Genomic DNA, 391 nt, shown 5'->3' on the forward strand with positions numbered 1-391 from the left:
GCCGCGGGAGAGTCTGGGTAGGCGGTCCGCCGGGAAAAAATCGACGTCGGTTGTTTCACCGCGGGCTGACGGAGCCGTCAGATCTGTTCTTTCGCAAATGAAGAACAGTTTATAGAAGTCACGCGCGTCCGGCTCGTAGGGTTGCTTTGCCTTGTGGCGGACGCTGTAGAGGCTTCGTGCGGAAACGGCGATTCCGGCCTCTTCCCAAATTTCCTTCACGACGTTTTCTGCCGCGGAGCGACCGACATCGGCAAAGCCGCCCGGAAGTGTCCAGCACCCGTCGCTCCTCTCGCGAACGAGAAGGATCTTGTCTTTCTCGATCACGGCCCCACGGACATCTACTTTGGGTGTGGCGTAGCCCTTGGCGAAGTCCGACACGAGGCCTTCGATC

At 59.6% G+C, this 391-nt stretch carries 1 protein-coding gene; it reads right to left on the reverse strand.

The genetic code is table 11. The annotated features are described in order from the left end of the window. The coding region (locus DY467_RS26030; protein ID WP_349627697.1) for an NUDIX domain-containing protein at positions 1-378 on the reverse strand (378 nt) is incomplete at its 3' end. Positions 379-391: the final 13 nt, after the last annotated feature.

The sequence above is a fragment of the Rhodopseudomonas sp. BR0G17 genome, assembly GCF_010907025.1.
GTDB classification, from domain to species: Bacteria; Pseudomonadota; Alphaproteobacteria; order Rhizobiales; family Xanthobacteraceae; genus Rhodopseudomonas; species Rhodopseudomonas palustris_H.